The 12,716-nt window shown below is 71.4% G+C and carries 14 protein-coding genes and 1 tRNA gene; 9 read left to right on the top strand and 6 right to left on the bottom strand.

Translation table 11 applies throughout. From position 1 onward, the window contains the following. Positions 1-21 precede the first annotated feature (21 nt). Positions 22-1,404, bottom strand: a complete 1,383-nt coding sequence (locus AB4Y76_RS10545; RefSeq protein ID WP_441924924.1) for a UTP--glucose-1-phosphate uridylyltransferase — start codon at positions 1,402-1,404, stop codon at positions 22-24. A 27-nt stretch (positions 1,405-1,431) separates the two neighbouring features. Between AB4Y76_RS10545 and AB4Y76_RS10550 the strand changes: the two genes are divergently transcribed. Beyond that, complete coding sequence (locus AB4Y76_RS10550) at positions 1,432-2,010, top strand: 5-formyltetrahydrofolate cyclo-ligase (RefSeq protein ID WP_441924926.1); 579 nt, start codon at positions 1,432-1,434, stop codon at positions 2,008-2,010. 3 nt (positions 2,011-2,013) lie between these two features. On the opposite strand, the gene AB4Y76_RS10555 is transcribed toward AB4Y76_RS10550, so the two are convergent. Then, the gene (locus tag AB4Y76_RS10555; RefSeq protein ID WP_441924928.1) at positions 2,014-4,398 is read right to left on the bottom strand and encodes a penicillin acylase family protein; all 2,385 of its coding nucleotides are present in this window, start codon (positions 4,396-4,398) and stop codon (positions 2,014-2,016) included. 78 nt (positions 4,399-4,476) lie between these two features. Here AB4Y76_RS10555 and AB4Y76_RS10560 point away from each other — a divergent pair, with 78 nt between their 5' ends. From AB4Y76_RS10560 to AB4Y76_RS10570, 3 genes are all read left to right on the top strand, one after another. After that, complete coding sequence (locus AB4Y76_RS10560) at positions 4,477-4,773, top strand: FmdB family zinc ribbon protein (RefSeq protein ID WP_441924930.1); 297 nt, start codon at positions 4,477-4,479, stop codon at positions 4,771-4,773. A gap of 66 nt (positions 4,774-4,839) precedes the next feature. Then, positions 4,840-5,487: a Flp pilus assembly protein CpaB gene (gene cpaB / locus AB4Y76_RS10565; RefSeq protein ID WP_441924932.1), complete on the top strand. Its 648-nt coding sequence runs from the start codon at positions 4,840-4,842 to the stop codon at positions 5,485-5,487. A 58-nt stretch (positions 5,488-5,545) separates the two neighbouring features. Beyond that, entirely contained in the window at positions 5,546-5,896 is a 351-nt protein-coding gene (locus tag AB4Y76_RS10570; protein ID WP_441924934.1) for an MscL family protein, read from the top strand. Between the two features lie 4 nt (positions 5,897-5,900). Here the strand turns inward: AB4Y76_RS10570 and AB4Y76_RS10575 are convergent, their stop codons facing one another. From AB4Y76_RS10575 to AB4Y76_RS10585, 3 genes are all read right to left on the bottom strand, one after another. Further along, on the bottom strand, positions 5,901-6,086 hold the full coding sequence (locus AB4Y76_RS10575; RefSeq protein WP_441924936.1) for a hypothetical protein: 186 nt from the start codon (positions 6,084-6,086) through the stop codon (positions 5,901-5,903). Further along, on the bottom strand, positions 6,083-6,994 hold the full coding sequence (locus tag AB4Y76_RS10580) for an NAD-dependent epimerase/dehydratase family protein (RefSeq protein WP_441924938.1): 912 nt from the start codon (positions 6,992-6,994) through the stop codon (positions 6,083-6,085). The genes AB4Y76_RS10575 and AB4Y76_RS10580 overlap by 4 nt, the downstream gene beginning before the upstream one ends. 108 nt (positions 6,995-7,102) lie before the next feature. After that, entirely contained in the window at positions 7,103-8,314 is a 1,212-nt protein-coding gene (locus AB4Y76_RS10585; protein ID WP_441924940.1) for an LCP family protein, read from the bottom strand. Between the two features lie 115 nt (positions 8,315-8,429). On the opposite strand from AB4Y76_RS10585, the gene AB4Y76_RS10590 reads away from it, so the two are divergent. From AB4Y76_RS10590 to AB4Y76_RS10605, 4 genes are all read left to right on the top strand, one after another. Beyond that, positions 8,430-9,578, top strand: a complete 1,149-nt coding sequence (locus AB4Y76_RS10590) for a phospholipase D-like domain-containing protein (protein ID WP_441924942.1) — start codon at positions 8,430-8,432, stop codon at positions 9,576-9,578. 14 nt (positions 9,579-9,592) lie between these two features. Continuing rightward, positions 9,593-10,357 (top strand): YwaF family protein, encoded by a 765-nt coding sequence (locus AB4Y76_RS10595; protein WP_441924944.1) that lies wholly within the window; start codon positions 9,593-9,595, stop codon positions 10,355-10,357. Continuing rightward, a tRNA-Arg gene (locus AB4Y76_RS10600) sits at positions 10,348-10,420 on the top strand. The genes AB4Y76_RS10595 and AB4Y76_RS10600 overlap by 10 nt, the downstream gene beginning before the upstream one ends. Before the next feature lie 234 nt (positions 10,421-10,654). After that, complete coding sequence (locus AB4Y76_RS10605) at positions 10,655-10,882, top strand: hypothetical protein (RefSeq protein ID WP_441924946.1); 228 nt, start codon at positions 10,655-10,657, stop codon at positions 10,880-10,882. 14 nt (positions 10,883-10,896) lie between these two features. Here the strand turns inward: AB4Y76_RS10605 and AB4Y76_RS10610 are convergent, their stop codons facing one another. Beyond that, a complete protein-coding gene (locus tag AB4Y76_RS10610) occupies positions 10,897-11,667 on the bottom strand; it encodes a hypothetical protein (RefSeq protein WP_441924948.1) in 771 nt (256 codons plus the stop codon). 185 nt (positions 11,668-11,852) lie between these two features. Between AB4Y76_RS10610 and efeU the strand changes: the two genes are divergently transcribed. Then, the gene (gene efeU / locus AB4Y76_RS10615) at positions 11,853-12,710 is read left to right on the top strand and encodes an iron uptake transporter permease EfeU (protein ID WP_441924950.1); all 858 of its coding nucleotides are present in this window, start codon (positions 11,853-11,855) and stop codon (positions 12,708-12,710) included. Positions 12,711-12,716: the final 6 nt, after the last annotated feature.

The raw sequence follows: 12,716 nt of genomic DNA on the forward strand, positions 1-12,716 counted from the left end.
ACCCTAGTCACCCCTCACACCTCAGGAGCCGAGCACGCTCCCGGCTTCGACCCGGCCACGCGAGCCGTCGAGGGTCGCGTCCCCGACGACGGTCACGTTCTCGCCGAAGTCCCAGTCGCCGTTGACGACCAGCGAAGTCGCCTTGCGCAGCGACGGCGCCCCCGCCTTGAACCGCTTGTCGAAGTCGCCCACCAGCTTGTAGACGCCGTCGAGGTCGACGAACGGGACGAGGTCGGCGGCCTGGTCGAGCACGAAGTCCGGGCCGATGTCGTAGACGTCGGAGCGCAGCACCAGCAGGTCGTTGGTCGTCTTCACCGGGATGTACCGGTCCCGCCCGACCTCGATGGTGGCGGCGCCGTCGAAGATCTCGATCGCCGCCCCCATCGCGGTCTCGATCTGCACGACCTTCGGCGTCGACGCGTCGCCCGGGTCGACGTTCTTGACGTTGCGGATCAGCGGCAGGCCGAGGATCCCGTCCCGGCTCGCCAGCGCCGTGCGCAGCGCCTCGAGGTCGATCCAGATGTTGTTGGTCGAGGTGAACTTGTGCCGGTCGAGGTCGGCCAGGGCGGCGCTGTCCGCGGGCAACGTCTGCGCGGTCTCCCGCAGGACGATCCGACGGTCGGACTTGCGGTAGGCGAAGTGCCCGCCCTTCCGGTCCGACGGCGTCCGGCGTACGGCCTCGATCGCGAACGGCGAGCCCGAGGTCGCGAACCAGCCGGCGAGCTTCAGGTCGGGGACCGCGGCCAGGTTGTCGGAGTTCGAGATGAACAGCCGCTTGTAACCGGCGGCGGCGAGGGTGTCGAGCAGGCCGGACGCCGTCATCGCGGTGTAGATGTCGCCGTGGCCCGGCGGGCACCACTCCAGGGACGGGTCCTTCGGCCAGCCGACCGGGGTCAGGTTCTTCTCGAGGAGCTTCGGCTCCTTGTTCTGCAGGAACTCCAGCGGGATGCCGTCGACGGGCAGGTCGGCGTACCGGGCGAGCGCGGCGAGGGTGTCGGCGCTCGTGCGGAAGCTGTTCATGAAGATCAGCGGCAGCGGGACGTCGTGCTCCGCGCGCAGGTGCAGCACCTGCCGGGCGATGATGTCGAGGAAGGAGAGCCCGCGGCGCACGCAGAGAAGCGACTTCGCGCGCTCCATCCCCATCGAGGTGCCGAGGCCCCCGTTCAGCTTGATCACCGCGGTCTCGCGCAGTGCTTGCAGCGCGGCGCCGGGGTCGACCTCGACGTCGTCGATCGACGGCATGTCCAGCGGGTCGATGGTGCTCTCCGGGATCATCCCGGTCTCACCACGTTCGAGCTGCCGGTAGTAGTGCGCGAACACCTCGATCGCCAGCGGGTCGACACCCGCAGCGGTCATCTTCTCGCGGGCCTGCTTGAGGCCCGGACCGCTTCCAGCATCCTTCATACCTCCGATCGTAGGGTTGTCCTCGTCATGAACCACACCGAGGCTGCGAAGTTGGCCCTCCGCGACCAGCTCGTGACCGCCCGCGGGCGGCTTCCGCTCGCCGAGATCGCGGTCCGCGCGGAGGCGATCACAGCGCGTCTGCTCGCCGCCGAGGAGGTACGCCGGGCCGCCACCGTGGCCGCCTACGTGTCGGTCGGCCGGGAGCCGGGGACCGGGCTGCTGCTCGACGGGCTGCTCGCCGCCGGCAAGCGGGTGGTGCTCCCGCTGCTGCTACCCGACAACGACCTCGACTGGGCACCGTACGCCGGGCCGGACTCGCTCGTGCGGGCGAGCCGCGGCCTGCTGGAGCCGGCCGGACGGCCGCTCGGGCCGGAAGCGATCGCGACCGCGGACGCCGTCGTCGTGCCGGGGCTGGCCGTCGACCGCACCGGGCTGCGGATGGGGCGCGGCGGCGGCTCCTACGACCGGGCGCTGGGCCGGGTGCCGGTCGGCACCTTCACCTGCGTCGTGCTCAACGACGTCGAGGTCCTGGACGCGGTCCCGGCGGCGCCGCACGACCGCCCGGTGACCGCCGCGGTCACCGAGGAGCGCCTGATCCGGTTCTGAGGGTCAGTCGGCGCGCCGCAGCCGGACCACGTCGTCGCCGGACCGTCGCACCGCGACCGGGGTGAACGGCCAGGCCAGGCTCTCCCCGGCGCGCCAGACCGGGCTCTGGTCGACGTGGTGGTCGGCGAATGCGTGGCCGGAGGCGCCGGCCATGCCGACCCACCGGGACGCGTCCCGGTCCCCCAGGTCGGCGACGAACCGGAGTCCGGGCGCACGGACGACGTCGTACCCGAGGGCGAGGTCGGGCTCGGTCCCCGCGATCGTGGCCGGGCCGCCGCCGACCGGCGACGGGCCGCGGTCGAAGATCCGGTTCAGCGGCCCGAGGTCGCGCGGCCGCAGCGGCCCGTCGCGCAGGTGGACCCGGAGCAGGTCGCCCCACGCCCACCCGGTGGTGTCCCGGGCGACCGTCCGGGTCAGCTCGTCGCGCGCGTCGCGCATCGCCTCGCCGAGGATCGTGTCCCGGTCCTCGACGATCCCCGCAGTGTCGACGTCGTCCCACCAGGGACTGTTCGGCTCGGCGAGGAGCTTGCGCACCACGACCATCCAGCGGGCGCCGCCGTCGGGCCACAGCGAGGGCCGCAGCTGGTCGTGGAAGGTCAGCCGGAGCAGGTTGCTCCAGACCACGTTGAAGTAGGCGGCCGCGGCGGAGCCGGCGGGCTGGCTGTAGTCCCAGCCGGCGAGGAGCCGCTGCCCGTCCGCGTAGTAGCGCGAGGGCAGCAGCACCCGGAGCAGCAGCGGCACCAGGTCCGGGGCGAGCGGGTTGCGGGTGTCGGCCTGGACCCGCGCCAGGGACTCGGCCGTCCAGCCGCCGGTGGGGGGCACGGCGAGCAGCGTGCGGACCCGGTCGTTGCCCCCGATCGTGCCGCCCACCGGGTCGCGGGTGGTCGGCAGCTCGGTGAGGGTGCCGAACCACCGGTTGCCGCGGACCCACGCCGGTTCGGCGTCGGCGCCGTCGGCGCCGGTCGCCCGGCGCGGCAGCGGGCCGAGCGCGACCCGGCCGATCCGGTCGCCGTCGTCGGCGACCACCAGGTCGTGGCCGGGCAGCGCGAACGACGCGGCCGCCCGCAGAACGCCGTCGGTGTCCGCGGCGGCGTCCAGCGCGAAGAGCGCGTCCGCGCTGCGCGCCGGCGCGAGCGCGGTGGCGGCGAGCGCGACCGCGTACCCGTTGCCGCGCTCGGGCGCGCCGGCGGGCACGGGCGCGTTCGCGCCGACGCTGGAGACCTCGCCGGACACGTCGGAGAGCAGCGGTCCGGCCTCGGTCGCGCGGACGGTGAACTTCCGCGACGGCTCGCCGGCGATCCGGATCACCTCGTCACGCCGGGCCAGCGGCAGCCACTGCCGGCCGCGCAGGTACTCGTCGCCCTGCACCTTCTCCAGGAACAGGTCCGCGACGTCGGAGTCGCCGGCGGCGAGGCCCCAGGCGGCGCCGCCGTTGTGCCCGGCGACCACGCCGGGAACCCCCGCCCAGGTCGCTCCCGAGACGGAGAACGGGCAGACCGGGGTGACCCGGGTGCAGCGGAGTCCGACCTGGATCCACGGGCTCGGGGCCGACGGACGGACCGCCGGGGCGTCGGCCAGCAGCGGCCGCCCGGAAGCGGTCCGGCTGCCGGCCACGGCGAAGGCGTCGGCCCCGGTGAGGCGCGACGTCGCCGCCGGGTAGAGCTCGTCGACCTGGGCGGGGGTCCGGTCGACCGCGAGCCGGGCCCGCTCCACCTCGGTCGCCACGTCGTCGCGCCACCCGGCCTGCGCCTGCAGGATCGCCAGCGAGTCCACCGGCTCCCAGCGCTCCGGCTTGTAGTTGAGCCCGCCGAGCTCGAGCACGGTGTACTGCAGCGCCAGCCGCGACGGGGTGTGGGCGGCGAGGTAGGCGTTCACCCCGGCGCTGAACGCCCGCAGGTAGCTCTGCGTGGTCGGCGCGAGCATCGGGTACTCCGCCTCGGCCAGGCGCTGCCAGCCCAGCGTGCGCGCCGTCAGGTCGGACGGCACCGCCGAGCGACCGAGCAGCTCGGCGAGGCGTCCGGCCGCCCGGTGCCGGGCCACGTCCATCGCGAAGAACTGGTCCTGCGCCTGCGCGTAGCCCTGGGCCAGGAAGAGGTCGCGGGCGTCGGGGGCGCTCACGTACGGCACTCCGTGCGTGTCGCGGCGGATGTCGGCGCGCTCGACGAGACGGGTGAGCCCGATGGTGGCGTCGGTGCGCGGGAAGGAGCGGCGTACGACGGCCGCGGCGCCCGCGTAGGTGGCCAGCAGCACCACGACGAGGCCGATCGCGCCCCAGACCACCCAGCGTCCGGCGGCCGGCCACTCGCGGAACGGGGTGCGCGGGTACTCCTCGTCGGCCGCGCCGTCCCCGGCCGTGTCGTCCGCGACGGGGGCGGTCTCGTCGATCACGGTTGCCATTGTGCCGTAGGATTGGCAGTCGACACCGTCGAGTGCCAGCCACTCCCCCGCCCACTCCGAGGTAAGCACGTGCCCACCTACCAGTACTCCTGCACCGACTGCGGCCACTTCTTCGAGGCCGTGCAGAGCTTCAGCGACGACTCGCTGACCGTCTGCCCCGAGTGCGAGGGCAAGCTGCGCAAGGTGTTCAACGCCGTCGGCGTGGTCTTCAAGGGCTCCGGCTTCTACCGCAACGACAGCCGCGGCTCGACGTCCTCGACGTCGCCGGCCGGCGCCTCGGCCCCGGCGCCCTCGGCGACCTCCTCGTCCTCCTCGGACTCGGGCAGCTCGACCAGCACCAGCGCGCCGAGCACCGCCAGCGCCTGACCCTGGGCGCCTGAGCCTGTGGATCGCCGCCGTCACGCGGCCCGCGGTCCTGCCTAGCGTGGGGCGATGCTCCTGTCCCTCACCCCGGTCGTCCCGGTGCTGCGCGGCGCCCGCCGGCGCGTGCTGCTGCACCGCCGCGGGCTCGCCGCGCTCTGCGTCGCCACTGCCACCCTCCTCGGCTTCCGGCTGGTCGCCGCACCCCCGCCGCGCACGACGGCGGTGTGGACGGCGGTCCGCGACGTCCCCAGCGGGGCGGTGCTGCGCGCCGCCGACTTCCACCGCACCGGGTACGCCGTCGGCAGCGTTCCGGCCGGCACGGCCACGGACCTGTCCGCCGTCGTCGGTCGCACCCTGGTGACACCGCTCGGGCGCGGCGAACCGATCTCGGAACGGAAGCTCCTCGGGCCCGGGCGGCTGCACGGCTACCCGGGCCGCGAGGCTGTCGCCGTGCGGATCCCGGACACCGCGCTGGTGTCCCTGCTCCGATCAGGTGACCGGGTGGACCTGCTCGCGACCGACCCGCGCGGGGTCGCGCCCGCCCGCCGGGTGGCGCGGGACGCGGCCGTGCTGACCGTCGTACGGGGAGGGTCCGAGGACGCGATCGGGTCGACGGAGGCCGGGCGCCTCGTCGTCTTCGCGGTGGCTGCCGAGGAGGTCGACGGACTGGCCGCGGCACCGGGCACCGGCTTCCTCACCGCGATCTGGAGACGCTAGCGTTGGGGCCGGTTCCGTAACTACCGTCCTCCCCTCGCGCATCTACTCAGGAGATCCGATGACCGGTTTCAAGAACTTCATCCTCCGCGGCAACCTGGTCGACCTGGCCGTCGCGGTCATCATCGGCACCTCGTTCGGCGCCGTGGTCACCACCTTCACCCAGTGGCTCACCGCGCAGCTGCCCAAGGGCGCCTCGAGCGTCTTCACCAACCACAAGAACAGCTTCGGCGCGTTCATGAACGCCTTGATCGCGTTCCTGATCATGGCCGCGGTCGTCTACTTCTTCGTGGTGCTTCCTTACGTCAAGGCCAAGGAGAAGTTCTTCCCGGCCGAGGCCGAGGGCAAGCCGGCCGACATCGCGCTCCTCGAGGAGATCCGCGACCTGCTGGCGACCCAGAGGCAAGTCTGACCAGTCACCCGTGATGGGGAGGGACCTGGCGCTTGAGCCATTCCTCCTTGGCCGCCTCGCCGCTGGCGCCGCGCTCCTCGGAACGGTCCGCGGCGTCGTCGGAGGTCTGCTCGGGCAGCACGTCCCCGAAGACCTCGGCGAGCCGGCGACGGCGGGCGGCCCGCTCGGCCGGGGTGAGCTCGTCGCTCATCCGGCGTAGGCGCGGTCTGCGGCGTCCAGCCAGTCCGCGTCGAACGTGGGGCGCGACGGCCTCCAGCCGGTCCGGGCGGAGAACCGCTCCGAGCTGACCCGCAACGAGCGGGACAGGGGCTCGATCCGGGCACCGGCGAGCCTGCGGAGCACCGGCCCGAGGAAGGCGCCACCGGGCGCCCCGGCCGCCTTGGCGTAGCCCTCGACGAGCTCGCCGCGGAGCACCGGCGCGGCGCCGACGTTGTAGACGCCGCTCGGCGCGCTGAGCGCGGCGAGCACGGCCGAGCCGAGGTCGTCGGTGTGGATCAGGTGGCTCCACTGGTCCGGCCGGCCGATCCCGACCGGGCGGCCGGAGCCGGCGGCCTTGAGCCAGAACCGGGTCTGCGGGTCGTCGCCGATGATCGAGCCGAAGCGCAGCACGACGCCGCTGCGGAACCCGCCGGCGTAGTCCTGCACGTGCGACTCCCCGACGGCGACCGGCTCGGTGACCGAGGTGATCTCGACGGAGTCGTCCTCGGTGATCCAGGCGTCCCCGGCGTCGGCGTACAGGAAGCTGACGCTCTCCTGGACGACCCGGCGCACCCCGGCGGCTCGGGCCGCCGCGACGACGTTCGCGACGCCGCGGGTACGCAGCTCGTCGTGTCGGCGCCAGGCGTGCGGGAGCGCGGACTGGTAGCCGATCGGGACCGCGGTGGCCAGGTTGACGACGGCGTCCGCCTCGGCGTACAGCCGGGTGAGCCCCGCGGTGTCGAACAGGTCTCCGCCCCGCGGCTGCGCCCCGAGGCCCAGCACCGTCGCGGTGTTGGTGTGGGAGCGGCAGACGACGTCGACCTCGTGCCCGGCGGCGACGAGCGCGCGTACGGCGCTGCGTCCGATGACGCCGGTTCCCCCGGTGACTACTACCTTCACCCACCCATCTTGCATAACGGACGGATAACGCACAACAACAGGCGTCCCACGCCGTGGAGCCGGTATGTACCGGTTCGTCCGGACCCCGCGGTGGTCAGGCGCGGCGGGTCAGGTGCAGAGGCCGGCGGCTTCGGCGTCCGCATCCTTCTGCGCCTGGGTCTTGCTCGGCGTCGGGCTCGGGCTGGTGGTCGTCCCCGCGGGCTTCCCGCTCGCGCCGGCCGTCGCGCTCGGCGTACCGGACGGGGCGCCGGAAGCCGAGCCCGTCGGAGTGATCCCGGGCTCGTCCGGGGAGACCGCGTCCCCGTTGAACTTCGGGCCGAGGCGCTTGTCGTTCTTGATCAGGTACCACAGCCGGTTCGCATCCGGCGCCCACTCGACCCGGTTCACGTCCGGCGGGTACGGCTGCCACGGCACGGTGACGAACTGGATCTTGTCGAGGCCGATGTCCTTGAGCGACTTGCCCAGCGAGCCGAGCTTCTTCAGGTCGGCGAAGCCGGGATCGGTGCTGAGCGAACCCGTGGCCGCGTCGAGGAACTTCACCAGCTTGATCGGGTTGGTCAGGGTGCCGGCAGAGACGACCTTCTTGATCATCGCCGAGATGAACGCCTGCTGGCGCTTCATCCGGCCGATGTCCCCCGTCGGGGCGCCGAGGTCGTGCCGGACCCGGACGTAGTCGAGCGCCTGCTGGCCGGTGACCTTGTAGGTGCCGGCCGGGAGCTTGATGTGCCCGACGGTGTCGTTGACCTCCTCGGGCACGCAGATCTGCACGCCGCCGATGGCGTTGACCATGCTCTTGAAGCCGACGAAGTCGACCACCACGAAGTGGTCGATCCGGACTCCGGTGAGCGACTCGACGGTCTTCACGGTGCAGGCGGGGCCGCCGATCGCGTACGCCGCGTTGAACTGGGTCAGGCCGCCCGGGTCGGTGCCGTTGCCGTTCTTCTTCGGGCACGCCGGCCGCTGCACCATCGCGTCGCGCGGCAGGCTGACGCCGTACGCGAAGTCGCGGTTCGCGGAGAGGTGGAGAAGCATCGTGGTGTCGGAGAGACCCGGGGTGTCGCCGCCGATGCCCTTGCCGTTCGCCCCGTCACGCGTGTCGGAGCCCATCACCAGGACGTTGAGCGGGCCGTTGACCACACGGGTGGGACGCGGGCCGGTGGGGCCCGCGACAGAGTCGATGTTGCCCTGGAGCTGGCGGTACACGATCACGAACGCCAGCGAGAGCACCATCACCAGGACGGTGAGGACGATCAGCGTCCACTTCGCGACGCGACGGGAGCGCGGCGTGCGGCCCCGATGGCGCGCTGCTGCGTCTGACACGTCGACCCCTGATCCTCACGGGTCGTGCCCGCGTTCTTACCACTGACCTCCCATTGTGACCGGTCGGCCCAGCCAGTCCCAAATCAACGCACCGGTCTGGCACACTCGGGAAGCGATGAAGACGCCGGATCGCAATACTCGGGCAGCCCTGGTCGTCACGGCGCTGGCGCTGGTCGCCGCGCTCCTCCCGGGGCTCAGCCCGGGGGCGCCGGCGCAGGCTGACGTGACCCCGCCGACACCCGGCTGGAGCCCGGTCTCCACTCCGCTGTTCAACAACCCGCTGGGGACCACGGACCAGCAGTACGCGATCGTGAGCACGCTCCAGCGCAACATCGCCAACGCGCCCGCGGGCTCGCTGATCCGGCTGGTGACCTACACCTACGCGCTCCAGCGGATCACCGACGACCTGATCGCCGCGCACGACCGCGGCGTCGTCGTCCAGGCGATCATCGACGCCCGCTCGACCCGCTGGGCGCCCGCGAACCAGCTCGCCGAGGCGCTCAACGCCGACCCGCGCGACCCGTCGTTCGTCCGGTTCGCCCACGGCTCCACCCGGGTCGCCGGCGGCAACGTGCACCAGAAGACGTGGCGGTTCAGCCAGACCGGCGCGGCCAGCTGGGTGACCATGGTCGGCTCGACCAACCTGTCCAACCCGGGCAACGAGGACGAGTTCAGCGACATGATGATGTGGGCGAACCGCAAGGACGTCTACGACCTGTTCGACCGCGTCTTCAACGCCCAGGCACGGATGAAGGACCTGGCCCAGCCGTACCGGACCGGCACCTTCGCCTCCGGGGCCGCCTGGTTCTTCCCGATGCGCGGGTGGACCCGGGCGAAGGACCCGGTCCTGCAGCAGCTCGCCGCGATGCCCGCCCGCGGGGCCCGGATCACGGTGGCCCAGTACTCGTGGTGGAACGCCCGCGGCGCTGCAATCGCCCGCGCGCTCGCCGCCAAGCGGAAGGGCGGCGCACAGGTCGAGGCGATCATCGGCCCGCACGTGTCCGCCGAGGTCGTCCGGATCCTGCGGCGGGGGAAGGTGACCCTGCGCAACGGCGTCCTGCCCGGCGGCAAGCACATCCACAACAAGCTGCTGGTCGCGACGTACGCCGTGCGCCACCACCGCAAGTGGGTCGTCCTCACCGGCTCCGACAACTGGGCCAACGAGTCCTTGGGCCACGACGAGGCCATCGTCGCCGTCCGCGGTCGTGGCGTCTGGCTGCGCTACCTGCGCTACCTCGCCACCATCCCGCGGCTGCCGCGCTAGGGCATCATGACCGGGTGACCACCCTGGTCGCCGAGGAACGGTTCCAGGCCTTCTCCGGCCAGCACTACGCGCTGCTCGCACTCACCGCGGCCGGCGTGATCGTCGCGGTCGTGTGGGGACGCAGCCACCGCGACACGGAACGCGAAATCGTGATCCGGCGCAGCCTCGCCGTCGCGAGCCTAATCGTGGTCGTCGGGATGCAGATCTACCACCTCACCCCCGACGTGCGGGACGTGCGGAGCTCCTGGCCCCTGCAGCTCTCCGACCTCGCCGACTACACGGCGATCTACGCGCTCTGGACCCGAGGGAAGAAGACCGCCGCCTTCACCTACTACGTCGGGCTCTCCCTGACCCTGATGGCCGTGCTCACCCCCTCGCTGGGGCAGACCTTCCCGGACCCGCGCTGGTTCGGCTTCTGGATCCGGCACATCTTCGTGGTCTGGGCGGCGGTCTACCTGGTCTGGGGACTCGGCATCAGGCCGACGTGGCGGCTCTACCGGACGACCGTCGTCGCGGTGCTCGCCTGGGCCGTGGTGGCGTTCACCTTCAACAAGGTGATGGACACCAATTACGGCTACCTGATCCGCAAGCCGGCCTCGGGCAGCCTCCTCGACCTCTTCGGCCCGTGGCCCTGGTACGTGCTCGGCGCGATGGCCGTCCTGCTGGCGGTGTGGGCGCTGCTCTTCACCCTGCCCTGGGAGCTCGCCGCCGCCCGGGCGGCCTCCGAGGAGAACCCGACCGGCACACCCGACTACTATTCCGATCCACCGCCCCAGTAGCTCAGTGGATAGAGCAGCCGCCTCCTAAGCGAAAGGTCGCCAGTTCGACTCTGGCCTGGGGCACCCTTTCGACTCCCCCGTCACTGCTGCACATGCGAGCAGCACCGCGCCGCGCCTGATGGCGAAGGGTCGCCAGTTCGACTCCGGCCTGGAGCACCCACGTCGCGCTGCTGAACGGCGCTGCGTCAGCGCTCACAGATCGACCCGGCGACGGGCGCCAGACCCGAGCAGCAGAAACAACGCCACTCAGCCCGTCCGAGGTCGGGGGACCCTCCGCAGCATGCATACGATCGGCGCATGGAACCCGTCGAAGCCACCGCCACCGATACCGCTGACCGAACGCGGGCACAGCGATTCGCCCCGGCGGCACTGGCAGTGATGGCCGCGCTCGTCGCCCTGGCGCTTGCCTCCGTCGCAGCGGCGGTCCTCGTCTGGGCCTGGGGCCCGTTCGGCCTGGTCCCGCTGGCCCTCTGCGTCGTCGGCCTGGTCACCTTGGGGCTGACAGCGCTCAAGCGCCGCCGGTAGCCCCTGTCGGGCCCCTAGCGGAACTCCCCGGTGAACCCGGAGAGCTTCACCTCCTCACAATCCCAAGCACCGCTCATGCCGATCAAGCAGAGCGGCGATGAGTACTTCCCCTTGACGACGTCGGAAACCTGGCCACGGTTGTAGATGTAGATGTAGGTGTTCGGCATTCGACGATACGAGCCCGACCGGATCTCCCACCATCCGTTCTTGTACAACCGGATCGTCAGGGCACCGTTGATGGCACCCTTGACTCCGAGGATTCCCTGACAGAACGGGTTCGTCGCCTGGGTCACCATGCGGATGTCCACGTAAGCCGAACCGGCCCGCGATCCCCAACCAAGGGCCTTCGCTGTCATGTACTTACTCGTCGCGGTCTTCTGCGTGACCAACCGGCCCGAGCTCTTTCGGTACACGCGCGTAGCCTCGACACTCCTGTTGCCGACGACCTTCTTGTCATGCCAGTTGATCGTCGCGTGAAGCGCGGTGCGGTAGCTCGGAGACCGCCAGTCGAAAGCCGAATGGCCGTCCCCTCCGAATTGATACCCCTTGCCGTAGTCGCAGGCCGGCTTGCTACCGATGACCGGGGCGTCGATCCGGCTCTGCGGGATGAACGTGACGTACGAGACCGTTGTCGTCGTACCAGCGACGTTCGCTGCCGTTCTCGCTGCACTTCCGAGCTCACTCACCGCAGCATCAGGGCCGGGCGCCCGATGAGCATCAGCCGGAGCAGCTCCGATCACGAAGGCAGTGGCGATAGCGATGGCGAGCAGGACCGATCTGCGCACGGCGCAGTCCTTTCACTAGACGGCTGTTGCCTTAGGGACTGCGCAGACCCGCTCCGGCTTATGGCCGTGGGCCACTGAAACAGTCGGCTCGGTCTGATGACCCAAGACACACCCGCTTGACCGCGCTCCGCCTCCAGGGTGTTTACTAGTTAGGAAAGCCTTACCTGAACTATTCTGGAGACGACGTGTTCGCGAACTACCTGATCGGACTGCGCGAGGGCCTCGAGGCCTCGCTCGTGGTCGTGATCCTCATCGCCTACCTGGTGAAGACGGATCGCCGGCACCTGCTCCCCCGGATCTGGGCCGGCATCGGCGTCGCGATCGGGATCTCCCTCGGTTTCGGCGCGCTGCTGACCTGGGGTCCGAAGCGGCTGACCTTCGAGGCGCAGGAGGCCCTCGGCGGCACGCTGTCGATCATCGCCGTCGGGTTCGTGACCTGGATGGTCTTCTGGATGGCCGGGCACGCGCGCAGCATGTCCTTCGAGCTCCGCGGAAAGGTCGACAGGGCCGCCGACGCCAGCTGGATCAGCCTGGTCGTCATGGCCGCGCTCGCCGTCGGCCGCGAGGGCCTGGAGACCGCGCTCTTCCTCTGGGCCGCGACCCAGGCGACCACCGACGCCACCGGCTCGACCGCGAAGCCGCTGGTCGGCGCCCTGCTGGGCATCCTCACCGCCGTCGCCATGGGCTACGCCTTCTACAAGGGCGTCCTCACGATCAACCTGTCGAAGTTCTTCAGCTGGACCGGCGCCATCCTCATCGTGATCGCCGGCGGCGTGCTCGCCTACGGGGTGCACGACCTGCAGGAGGCCCGCATCCTCCCGGGCCTCGGGAACAAGGCCTTCGACATCTCCGGCACCCTCGACCCGAACTCCTGGTTCGGCACCCTGCTCAAGGGCATCTTCAACTTCCAGCCCGACCCGACCGTCCTGCAGGTGGCCGTCTGGCTCCTGTACGTCGTCCCGACGATGACGGTCTTCCTCCTCCGCGTCCGGACCCGCGACCCGAAGCCGGCAGCGCAGCCGGTTCCCGCCGAGCGGCACTGACGCCGA

The organism is Marmoricola sp. RAF53 (assembly GCF_052114005.1).
Classification (GTDB): Bacteria; Actinomycetota; Actinomycetes; order Propionibacteriales; family Nocardioidaceae; genus Marmoricola.

Bases quoted from the DNA above. Each gene is read 5' to 3' on its own strand.
- cpaB (WP_441924932.1), top strand. From the start codon at position 4,840: ATGCTCCTGTCCCTCACCCCGGTCGTCCCGGTGCTGCGCGGCGCCCGC.
- AB4Y76_RS10575 (WP_441924936.1), bottom strand. From the start codon at position 6,086: ATGAGCGACGAGCTCACCCCGGCCGAGCGGGCCGCCCGCCGTCGCCGG.
- AB4Y76_RS10605 (WP_441924946.1), top strand. From the start codon at position 10,655: ATGGAACCCGTCGAAGCCACCGCCACCGATACCGCTGACCGAACGCGG.
- AB4Y76_RS10550 (WP_441924926.1), top strand. From the start codon at position 1,432: ATGAACCACACCGAGGCTGCGAAGTTGGCCCTCCGCGACCAGCTCGTG.
- AB4Y76_RS10590 (WP_441924942.1), top strand. From the start codon at position 8,430: ATGAAGACGCCGGATCGCAATACTCGGGCAGCCCTGGTCGTCACGGCG.
- AB4Y76_RS10570 (WP_441924934.1), top strand. From the start codon at position 5,546: ATGACCGGTTTCAAGAACTTCATCCTCCGCGGCAACCTGGTCGACCTG.
- AB4Y76_RS10545 (WP_441924924.1), bottom strand. From the start codon at position 1,404: ATGAAGGATGCTGGAAGCGGTCCGGGCCTCAAGCAGGCCCGCGAGAAG.